Below are 11,985 nucleotides of genomic sequence, written 5' to 3' on the forward strand. Positions count from 1 at the left end.
TTTTTTTAAGTCTTAAACGCTGCAATTTAGCGACTTTTAAACTGCAACAGACCCTTAGTTTAAGAGCTAAGGAGACTTACTAAGCAGAAAAAAAGGCAAAAAAGAACCCATGGTAGAAGTTATCCACTCTCTAATCCTAAAAATTGGCGTACTATACTGTCTTAAATAACTTATAAGCGTGTTTCAGCTTGCATAGGGAAAAATCTTTAGAAGTCTAGGTAAAATTAATAAAGACATAAGGTGTAGATAGTGCAAAAAATAAAACATAAGAGACAACTGTAATACTCTTGTCGTTTAATCTGCACAGATGAAGATAACTGAATATCTCCAATCTTGATAATGGGGTTAGTAAAGATTGTCAAATAGTTTTTTTTCATCAACTACCTAAATGGCAGCTAGGATTGTATAATAGTTGTACTGGAATCCAGTTTTTCGTATAATTCCATTAAAAAAGTATGAAAGGCCTATATATCAAGACTTACGGCTGTCAGATGAATGTTTATGACTCCGTTTTAATGGAAAATATAATTAAGCCTCTGGGATTTAGCGTTGTTAGTGACGCAGAAAAGGCTGATTTGGTGATATTGAATACTTGCCACATTAGAGAGAAAGCAGCAGAAAAGCTTTATTCAGAGCTTGGGAAGATTCACTCATCACGAAAAAATAAGGAAATTACTATAGTGGTAGCCGGGTGTGTAGCACAAGCAGAAGGGGAGGAAGTGTTCAGAAGAGCCCCATTTGTGGACATCATTGTTGGTCCGCAGAGCATTGCTACTCTGCCGGAGTTGATAGTCAAAGCAAGCAGAAGTAAAGGCCATCTGATAAATACTGATTTTCCAGAGGTTGCAAAGTTTGATAAATTACCAGATGAGTGTTGCAGTAATAGCCAAGGATCTTCTGCATTTCTTTCTATACAAGAGGGCTGTGATAAGTTCTGTACATTTTGTGTAGTGCCCTACACTCGTGGAGCTGAATATTCACGGCCAGTGAATGAAATATTCCGTGAAGCGCTGAAATTAGTCGCGAATGGGGCAAAGGAAATCAATTTGCTCGGCCAAAACGTCAATGCTTACCACGGGGAATGCAAAGGAGAGGTATGGGATTTAGGAAAATTAATTGGTCATATTGCTAAAATTGAAAAGCTAGAGAGGATTCTCTATACAACCTCTCATCCACGAGATATGCATGAATCTCTCTACTTGGTACATGTGGAAGAGCCAAAACTCATGCCATTTATTCACCTGCCTGTGCAGTCAGGTTCAAATAAAATATTACGCGTGATGAACAGAAAATACACTGCAGAGGAGTATTTAGAAATAATAGATAGATTGCGTAAATTGAAACCTGAAATCGAATTTTCTTCTGATTTTATCGTTGGTTTTCCTGGAGAAACCGAAAAAGACTTTGAGGAAACTATGAAATTAGTAGAAAAAGTAAGGTACGCTCAGGCTTATAGTTTTAAATATAGCCCAAGACCTGGGACGCCAGGAGCGGAAAGGAAGGATCAAGTACCAGAAGAAGTTAAAACAGAACGCCTTCTTCGTTTACAGAAGCTCATTAGTGCACAACAACTCGAATTTAATCAGAGTGTGGTAGGTAAAACTATTCCTGTTTTATTTGGCGATAGAAAAGGCAAACATCAAAACCAAATTATTGGCAAAAGCCCATATATGCAATCAGTTTGCATTGATGATCCTGCAGATAAATATAGAGATAAGATAGTAAGTGTGAAGATATTGGAAGCTCGGCAGAATAGTTTGCTAGGGAAAGGAATGCTTTTGAATTTGTGATTTTCCAAAAAGTCATATATTTTCTAAATTTATCCAGTTAAAATGAATATGAAGTCAAAGTATTATCCCGATACAACGAGTAGTCCTGATTTTTCGTCGTTGGAAAAGGAAATCATAAAATTTTGGCAGGAAAGCAAAATTTTTGAGCGGTCAGTTGAAGAACGCTCCAAGGATAATTGTTTTGTCTTTTACGATGGACCTCCATTTGCAAATGGACTGCCACATTATGGCCATTTACTCACTGGTTTCATCAAAGACGCGTTTGCAAGATATCAAACTATGCTGCAAAAAAGAATTGAGCGTAGATTCGGCTGGGATTGTCACGGATTGCCGGCTGAAATGAGTGCAGAAAAGGAGCTTGGAATATCTGGCAGGACTGAGATAGAAAAATTCGGTATTGAAAAGTTCAATAACCATTGTCGTACTTCTGTGATGAAACTTTCATCAGAATGGGAAAAGTATGTAAATAGGCAGGCAAGGTGGGTAGATTTTCATAATGACTATAAAACTATGGATAAGTCATTTATGGAATCGGTAATGTGGGCATTTAAGCAGCTTCATAACAAGGGTTTAGTGTATGAATCGGTACATGTTGTTCCCTATAGCTGGGCATGTGAAACTTCATTGTCCAATTTTGAAACAAGGCTTGATAATGCATATAGAGAAAAGGTTAGCAAAGCTGTAACTGTTGCATTTGAGCTTTTAGAAAACCCAAAGCAGTTTAAACAAAAATGTAAGTTACTCGCTTGGACTACAACTCCTTGGACGTTGCCGAGCAACCTAGCGCTGGCAATAGGGAAAGATATTGAGTATTGTGCAGCGTTAGTAAATGGTGAAATCTACATATTCGCTGAAAGCTACCTGGAGAAGTTTATCAGCCACCTCGAACAAAACAATATTCCGTATGAAAACTGCAATATAAAACTCGAAGCAGATGATCTTGTAGGTCTTTCTTATAAGCCGCTGTTTGACTACTTTAAAGATACGAAAAATGCATTCCGCGTTTTCATAGCAGATTATGTCACAGCAGAAGATGGTACTGGAGTTGTGCACACTGCTCCTGGATTTGGTGAAGAAGATTTTCACCTGTGCCAAAGCCATGATATTCTAGCCATTTGTCCAATTGATAACGGAGGCAAATTTACTGCTGAAGTTTTTGATTTAGCAGGAATTCATGTCTTTGATACTAATGATACGATAATAAGAAAGTTAAAAGAACAAGGAAATTGGTTCAAAACTGAGCAATATATTCACAACTATCCACACTGCTGGAGAACTGACACTCCTTTAATCTATCGCACTATGCCTTCTTGGTATGTTGCTGTAACAAAGTTTAAGGAGAGGATGGCGAAGCTGAACAAAAAAGTTAATTGGGTACCGAGTCACATAAGAGATGGTCAATTTGGAAAATGGCTTGAAGGAGCACACGACTGGTCAATTTCACGTAATCGATTCTGGGGTACACCGATTCCCGTATGGAAATCAGATGATGAAAGATATCCAAGGATAGATGTGTATGGTTCGATAGCTGAACTAGAGAGAGATTTTAATGTTAAAGTGGATGATTTGCACAGACCATTTATTGACACTTTAACAAGACCAAACCCTAATGACCCGACAGGAAAATCAGTTATGCGTAGTGTGCCTGATGTATTTGACTGTTGGTTTGAATCTGGCTCAATGCCATTTGCACAAGTTCATTATCCATTTGAAAATAAAGAGTGGTTTGAGAATAATTTTCCTGCAGATTTTATTACTGAGTATATAGCGCAAACTAGGGGATGGTTCTATACGCTTTTTGTATTGTCCACTGCTTTATTTGATAGTGAACCGTTTAAGAATTGCATATGCCACGGTGTTGTTCTCGATATAAAGGGGCAGAAATTGTCCAAGCGTTTGAATAATTATGCGGACCCAATGGAGGTGTTTGATAAATACGGTTCTGATGCACTACGTTTTCTTATGCTTTCTGGATCTATTGTTTGTGGTGGTAATTTGCTACTTGATAAAGAAGGAAATTCAATCCGAGATGTTCTGAAAAACGTAATAAAACCTATTTGGAACAGTTATCACTTTTTTACCATGTATGCAAATGTAGATGGAATCAAAGCTGAAGTTTGTAAGGATTATCAAAGCACTATTGATCGTTACATGATCTCCAAATGTTTTGAAGCTGTAGAAGGTATCCAAGCTTCTATGAACAACTACAATTCCCAAGAGGCTTGCGAAATTCTGATAGATTTTTTTGAAGTGTTAAATAATTGGTATATTCGTCGCAGTCGTGAGCGTTTTTGGAAAAGTGATTTAGATCAGAATAAGACCGACGCTTATAATGTTCTATATACGGTTTTTTATTACATACTTCGGGCTGCAGCTCCTTTATTGCCGCTTATAACGGAGGCTATATGGCAGGGGCTTAAATACAAAGAAACATCTGTTCATTTGGCCAATTTTCCACAATTAGAAAAGTTTGATAACGAGCTCATTGCCAAGATGGATTTAGTAAGGGAGATATGCAACTCTGCACTCTCTATCAGAAACACCTTTAATATACGTATCAGACAACCGCTTGGCAGTATGATCATTTATCACAAGTCTTCCTGTAGTTTTCTTGAAGGTGAACCGCTTTCTGTCATCCTGGAGTTCTCTCCTGTTATTCCAGTGCTTGATACTGGGATCCAACGTGCTGCAGATTCAAATGAGTACCAGGAGATGATAAAGGATGAGGTGAATGTAAAAAGCTTGGAATTAGTAAACAGACTTGAAGGTATTGCATCGCTAGAGTTAAAACTAAATTTCTCACTACTTGGAAAGAAGGTTCCAGACAAAATCAAGAAACTAGCTCAATATGTCAAGGAGGGAAAATGGAGGCAAGTTAGAAATGAGCGAATATTTCTAGGAGATGAATCAGAGAACTATATTATAGAGAAAGGTGAGTATGAACTATTATTAAAAGCAAACAGTAAATATTCCTCTGTGTTTGATAACAACAAAGGAGTTGTTATCCTAAACACTGAACTGAACGATGAATTAATTCTAGAAGGGCTTGCAAGAGATGTTGTGAGGCTCATTCAGGAAACTAGAAAACAAGCTGATTTTCATATATCTGATAGAATCAAAGTAGTAATCAAAACAGAGGATGAGAAAATTCAAGAAGCGGTGAATACGTGGAGTGAATATATAAAAGAACAGACTCTTGCCTTATTTTTAGAAATTAATATAGAAATTGAAACCAGTTTCTATTCCAAGGAATACCAAGATTTAATTGTTGGTATTAAGTTGGATTGCTAATAGTTGCAAATTGTTATTATTTATGCTATACTTGAGGCAATTAGGGTAAGGTTATAGTATGAATGCTGTTGTAGATCCTGGTGGAGTTATTAGTTCAGACAATAGTGATTTAGATAAAAAAGAACCTGTTGCTACATTAGAAAAACAAAAATCCATTTCTAATGTAGAGGAAAAGGAGAAGCACTTTGACATTCCACTAAGTATATTTCGTTATAAAGGTTGTGATTCTGACTTTTTCACTTCCTGGTATAATATACTAAGAGGAATATTTGAAGAGATAAAGGGAATGTTCCCGGAAAAACGGGTGTTGAATTTAGCTCTATCAGTTTTAATGCTCCCTTATATTGCTTCTATTTCATTGGGATTAGTAGCATATAACAGATCTAAAGCAGACGATAAAATGCAAGCCAGTCGGGAGAGAAATGAAACAAAAAAAAGTGAAGTGAGTGAAAGTACAGCAAAAAGATTGGTATATAGCGTTCTTGCTGCAATAGTGATTTTTGTTAATATAGTTGTGCTTGTCACCTTAATTATTCCTGCAACACTAGCTTTGGCTACTTTTTATCTTTTGAATAAGAGATTATCTCATTCTTTGATTGCTACTGTTAAGATAGGTAGTGGGTTGTATAAGAATAAGCACCAGAATGTTGAGGTGTCTTTTCACGAGATGGATGCTGGCGAGTCAGACATTAGGTGGGATATGGGAATTAAGTTTCCACCACAATTTGGACAGTTACTTAGAGACTTGTGTCAAGATAAAAGTGATAAGCTATTTGTTACAGAAGATACAGAGCACAACATCATACTGAAACTATCAGCTAATATCTACTTAAAAAATGGTCTTAGGCCTTTACGTAATGAGATCAGGGGTATGCTTGCAACTTTGATTCAAGGATTCATAGAAGCTATGGAAGAACTGTTGAAGTTAGACAAAAAAGATATCACATACGATAAACTGAAGGAATTATTGAACGAGTTCAGACTGAAGGCGGTGAATAGTGTAGATCCTAAGTTGACAAGTCACTTAATACAAGATGCTTATAGAGTTGCCTTTATACAAGCAATCAAATTTGCATGGGAAAGAAGAAAATTTTCATTAGAGGAACAACTGAAAGAAATACTAGTAGAACAAGAATTAAAAAGCAAAGGTAAGGAATTGCCGTCTGAAAGAGAGATTATAATAGAAGGTTTGAAAAAAGCAGGAGCAGAAGTACCAGATACCTTAGATGATAAGTCGCTTCCCACATTCAAAGCGGAATGGAAACGACTCATAGAAGAGAAAATAGCTAAAGGGGCAAGAATTGATGTTTATAAGGATATGTATCCTCAAGCAACAGAAAAAGCTCTTGGTAATGCGGAAACGGAAATTGAATATTTAAAAGAGGTAGTGTCAAAAAGATATAATGATGTACACAAAGAGTTAAAAGGAATATATGAAAACAGAAGGAACGGTAACTTAAAAGATGGTGCTTTGAAAAGGAAATTAGAGGATCTTTTTGGATTTAAAGGTAATGACCAAGAGGTTGAGCAAAGGCTAATAAAATCGGTAATGAGAAGAACTAAGATTATATTAAGTCAATCAGGTATAGCGGATAAGGAGAAGCAAAGCTTGATGAAACAGCTTGAGAATTTAGAAAGAGAAGCCCCAGGTAAAATAAATGACTTTATAGCAAAAATGTATTTAGAAATAACAAAATGTAGAATTCAAAGTTTATTTAAAGCACAAACGGAGGGCATAGAGCACTCATGTAATCTATTAGAGAAAGGTGCGCCGGATCTAGTGGCAAAAACTAACTTGCATCGCAAGGAGATTGAAGAATACTTAAAAAGTCCTGGACAATCTAGATCATTAAAGGCAATAATGAAAGAAAACGAGGACTTAAACAAGTACTTAGAAAATGAGCGAAATAGCAAAGGAAAAGAGCATCCAAATACAAAGTTAATAGAGCAGCACTTAAAAAATAACCAAGAAATTCTAAAAGCACTAGAGAACTTAGAATCAGACAAAGAAGAATCATTAGTAAATGAAGAAACAAAAAATGATTACAAAGAAGAACTGGAGTCTCGTGAAAAAATAAAATTTGCAATCATAGAAGATGATTTACTGGAGGCACTCAAGCAAGAAACTTTTAATGAAGCAAAAACCAAGAAGTTATTAGAAAAAGCAGAACTTGAATATTGCTTAGCAGAAAAATACATTAAATATCCTGTGATTAAAACGAAAGATAATATCAAACACTTTTGTCAGGCTTTATTGTCTCCTCTGATAGATAATTTGGTGGAAAAGATAATAAATCATGTACCAAAGGATAATGAAAGTGGGCTTTTACGATTATGGAACTTTTACAAAGTTGCGAAAGGCTATATTAGAGTAGGCTTAGAGGCTACAAAAAAGGATAAAAGTACAGAAGGGAAAGCGTTAGATGTGGCTCATGATACTTATAAAGAAGTAAAAACGTTTCTTCAATATTTTGAGTCAAGTTATGAGGAAGTGGGGGGCTTGATAGGTGGCGTATTTTCTGATAACGGTGAAACATTTAAAAGGGATATATGGCCCCAGATAAAAAATCATTTGCTTGGAATGTGGGATAGATTTTTTAAGGATATTGAATTTACATTGATTAGCAAAGACAAAAACATTAGTCAAGAAACAGAAGGAATAGTAGAAACTAAATTGGATGGGCTTACAGCACAAAAGCATAGTTTGTTGGTAAACTCTGCCCAGGCAGCAGGGGCGTAATACACTATTTTGCTAAGTAATTATAAATGACTGTAATAATATCACTACTATTACAGCCCATTTGAGTAAGTTCAGCATTTCCACCACAATTTCTTCCAGTTAAGGTAGATACCAGCTCCTTTGCGCTGATTTTATCAGTTAAGTCTTTGCTTACTTTGACAATCAGCACTGTTTTGTTTTTTTCAGTTGCTGTGAAAGCTATTACAGTTTTTGGTTTTTGTTGCTGCAGAACAAATTCCCTTATTATACTTGCGGGAATGTCAGTGAAAGTGTGGCCTACAAAATTCATTCCATTTATTTTAGTGCTTTCTATGTTCTCTGCGCTTACGAGCTTTTTATAAAGGTTTTTTATTTTAGCTTCGGATCCCTTGCGCTCTTGGCTTAAAATGTCTAGTCGGTTTGTTATTTCACTTATTGGTGCTTTTACAGATTCTGCAACTTTTTTTAAGCCAATTTCATTATTACGTACATAATTAATTGCTTCTTGACCGGTCAAAGCTTCGATTCTTCTTACTCCAGATGCAATAGAACATTCTGTTACTATCTTAAACAAGCCAATTTCTCCAGCGCGCTCCACGTGCGTACCGCCACATAACTCTTTTGAACCTCCAATGCTCACCACTCTTACTTGGTCGCCATACTTTTCGTCGAACAATGCCATAGCTCCTTCGTCTATTGCCTGATTTATGCTCTGAATTTTTGTAGATGTAGAAAAATTTTTTCTGATTAGAGAGTTTACCATATCTTCTATTGCAAACAGTTGATCTTGAGTAACTTGAGTGTTATGGCTGAAGTCAAATCTCAGTCTATCCGGTGCAACTAAGGACCCCTTTTGAGTAACATGATCACCCAAGATTTTTCTCAACGTAAAGTGCAGAAGATGCGTAGCTGAATGATTTCTTTTTAGATCCTGCCTTCTTTTCTTGTCAATGCTTGCTGTAACTGTGTCACCTTTACAAACTGAGCCGGATTTAACCACGCACCTGTGCAAACATAGGTTATTAATCTTATTGGTATTCTCTACTGTGATTACACTTAGGTTTGGTGTCATTCTGACGCGTGGCTCTGGCTCAACTGGGATGATAACTCCAGTGTCCCCCATCTGTCCACCTGATTCTCCATAAAAAGGTGTCTTATCAAGTATAATGGTTACCTTTTCTCCTTCTTTTGCAGAATCAATAACTTCGTTTTTAGGGGAAATTATGGCTATCACTTTTGCATCTTTTACCTCACTAAACTTACAATCAATAAACTCTGTTTTGCCAAATTTATCGATTAAGTCGAACCATATTTGCTCAACAAACTTTTCACCAGATCCAGCCCATTTAGTGCGTGCCTTCTCTTTTTGCTCTTTCATCGCATCATCAAAACCTTTTTGGTCGAATTTTATTTTCCTCTCTTTTAAAATATCAAGTGTGATATCTACAGGAAATCCATAAGTGTCATATAGCTTGAACGCCGATTCTCCTGGCAGAGTATCGCCTGGTTTTAAGTCTGCAGTAAATTTTTCAAAAAGACTAATGCCTTTCATCAAATTATCTTTAAAGTTCTCTTCCTCTGATTTTAACGTTGTTTCTATTGAACTTTTGGCTCTAATCAGTTCAGGATAAACATCTCCCATATAAGCTAAGCTCGAGCTATCTATCAGCACTGGAAAAATGCGATGGAGTAGAGAGTCATTATATCCAAGCTGATGAATATAACGTGCAGCTCTCCTGATTAATCTGCGTAGTACATAATTTCTGCCTTCGTTTCCAGGAAGTATCCCCTCTGCAATTAGAAATATGGCTGCACGAAGATGGTCCGCAATGATCTTATGAGCTACTTTATTTTCTTTATTTCCACAGAGCTCTTGCGACTTATTTATCAAAGCAGAAAATAGATCAATATCATAGTTATCATGAACGTTTTGCATTACGGCAGCTATTCTCTCAAGGCCCATTCCAGTATCGATGCATTTTTTTGGTAATTTTTGCAAACCACCTTCTTCATCTTTATTAAATTCCATGAATACCAGATTCCAAATTTCAACAACTCTATCGTCATTTTGTAAATTAGGTTTCGCATGGTCATAAAAGATTTCAGAACATGGGCCACATGGACCAGTATTGCCCATGCTCCAAAAGTTTTCATCTGTTGCAATTCTAATGATTTTATCATCCGAAAAACCACTTACCTTGCGCCAAATCTCGTATGACTCATCATCAGTGTGGTAGACAGTTATGGATAATCTGTTTTTGTTAAGAGACAATTCTTCAGTAATGAATTTCCACGCAAGTTCTATTGCAGTTTCTTTGAAGTAATCACCAAAGCTAAAATTCCCAAGCATTTCAAAAAATGTGTGATGCCGAGTTGTATAGCCAACATTTTCAAGATCGTTGTGTTTACCGCCGGCTCTTAGACACTTTTGGCTCGAGATGGCACGTTTCATTTCAGTTTTTTGTAAACCGGTGAAGATGTTTTTAAACTGCACCATACCAGCATTTGTAAACATGAGTGTTGGATCGTGCTCTGGGATTAAGGGGAAAGAAGAAACCTGCTTGTGGTTGTTACTCACAAAAAACTTTATAAATCTTTCTCTAATTTCATTTAGCTTCATCGTTTTTATTGAGATTACCTATGCATAATAAGTTGTAATGAGAGCAAAATCAATTCATCACTCTGAATATTGATATATATCATTTAATATAATAAAAGTAATATTTACATAAAAATTTAATAAAAAGACATAGACTGAAACTTTCGATTTGCTAGCATAGTAAATATTAATAAATTTAGGAATAGATGTATGATAAAAAAAACACAAAATGTCTCACAAAGAGAAGAAATGACACCATTCGAGGGAAGGGCAACAGTTACTATTTTTTCTAGCTTGAAAAGCATAGGAAAAGGAAGAAAATACACTTTTCATTGAAAGGAGAGGGTTTCACAATTGATACTTTTAGTATATCTGACAATTCATACAGGTTATACTTTGTTGCTAGGATGACAAAAAAGTTCCCACTCCTGCAGGGCATTATAGATTGATGATTAACGATATTATTTCAGGTCTGAGGAGTGGAAAAATAAAAAGTAAAACAGAGTATGATTTCAGAAAATTCGACGAAAGATATCTAAAAGATCTAAAAGGACTTTTAAGTCAAAAGGTTATAACAACTAGTTTACAGGAAGAATCTCTACTGAAGGAGTTGAGCATGAGACGCAAGCTACTTAGGCTACTGACAGTGCAACAAAAGAATTATTTAATTCTAGCCAATTGGAAGAGTCTAATAATGAAGAGGTTGACTATGAAACGCAAGAAGGTAGTGAATATTTCGCTGTAGAACCAGCTCCTTAAAAACAACAAAAACTTGATCTTGCACCAGATGAAACAACTGAAGAAATCAAACACGTAATGGAAGAAAGAAAAAGGTTAAATGCTAGTCATGGAATTACAACTGAAAATATAGAATATGCTAGGAATATGACAAGAAAAGATATTGCTTTTTCCTCTAGTAAAACCACATCAAGAAACGTACCAGCATTTTCTGAGTTGAGTAGTACAAATGCGACATTACCTCAATTGCCAAACGAATCAGGAATTATCGGCACAACAGCAGCAGGATTATCAACATTGAATGCTTATATTATAGCACTAGTATTATTAGTAGCTGCTGTTACTATCGGAGATGCTGATTTTTGCGTAAAAAGAAGAGAGGAGATAGTTACGATGTTGAAAAATCTAGTGTAGAAAATGAAGTAGAAGCCCCATTTTCTGAAGAGCATAATTCTCTGTTTGATAAAGTAAACACTGAGCCAAGAACATATCGGTCTTTTCGATTTGGTGATATTTAATCAGTATGTAAAAGCCGCCATATTAGACTCTATTTACAAACTCTATTAGGGAAGGGATAGAGGAAGGATGGTGGCTTAGATTACGATATGGAATTACTTAAAGAGCACTCGTGAAAGTATGCGCATCAAGTATTGTTAAATGGTTTAAACAATAAAATAAGTAATTTGCTCCTAAAGGCTTTTAGATTAGATCTCTTGCATAACCTAAACTAAGCAGAAAAAAAGCAAAGATTGTTAGAGCGTTATCCAACTAACTCCTTTTCTTGTCATTTATGGCCCTTTTTATGATAGTCAGGAATAATCAAAAAAACACAAAATCTACGACTTGAC

General features: G+C 35.9%; 6 protein-coding genes. 5 read left to right on the plus strand and 1 reads right to left on the minus strand.

Going from position 1 to position 11,985, the window contains the following annotated elements; translation table 11 throughout:
• Positions 1 to 455 precede the first annotated feature (455 nt).
• From miaB to IHO40_RS04090, 3 genes are read left to right on the plus strand one after another with little or no spacing between them, the layout of a single operon-like run.
• On the plus strand, positions 456 to 1,790 hold the full coding sequence (miaB, locus tag IHO40_RS04080) for a tRNA (N6-isopentenyl adenosine(37)-C2)-methylthiotransferase MiaB (protein WP_225536886.1): 1,335 nt from the start codon (positions 456 to 458) through the stop codon (positions 1,788 to 1,790).
• Between the two features lie 48 nt (positions 1,791 to 1,838).
• Positions 1,839 to 5,081 (plus strand): isoleucine--tRNA ligase, encoded by a 3,243-nt coding sequence (gene ileS / locus IHO40_RS04085; RefSeq protein WP_225536891.1) that lies wholly within the window; start codon positions 1,839 to 1,841, stop codon positions 5,079 to 5,081.
• Between the two features lie 58 nt (positions 5,082 to 5,139).
• Entirely contained in the window at positions 5,140 to 7,821 is a 2,682-nt protein-coding gene (locus tag IHO40_RS04090; protein ID WP_225536887.1) for a hypothetical protein, read from the plus strand.
• 4 nt (positions 7,822 to 7,825) lie between these two features.
• On the opposite strand, the gene alaS is transcribed toward IHO40_RS04090, so the two are convergent.
• The gene (alaS, locus tag IHO40_RS04095; RefSeq protein ID WP_225536888.1) at positions 7,826 to 10,420 is read right to left on the minus strand and encodes an alanine--tRNA ligase; all 2,595 of its coding nucleotides are present in this window, start codon (positions 10,418 to 10,420) and stop codon (positions 7,826 to 7,828) included.
• A gap of 424 nt (positions 10,421 to 10,844) precedes the next feature.
• Between alaS and IHO40_RS04100 the strand changes: the two genes are divergently transcribed.
• Positions 10,845 to 11,144, plus strand: a complete 300-nt coding sequence (locus tag IHO40_RS04100) for a hypothetical protein (RefSeq protein ID WP_225536889.1) — start codon at positions 10,845 to 10,847, stop codon at positions 11,142 to 11,144.
• A 71-nt stretch (positions 11,145 to 11,215) separates the two neighbouring features.
• A complete protein-coding gene (locus IHO40_RS04105) occupies positions 11,216 to 11,551 on the plus strand; it encodes a hypothetical protein (RefSeq protein WP_225536890.1) in 336 nt (111 codons plus the stop codon).
• The last annotated feature ends 434 nt before the right edge of the window (positions 11,552 to 11,985 follow it).

It is taken from the genome of Wolbachia endosymbiont of Mansonella ozzardi (assembly GCF_020278625.1).
Classification (GTDB): domain Bacteria; phylum Pseudomonadota; class Alphaproteobacteria; order Rickettsiales; family Anaplasmataceae; genus Wolbachia.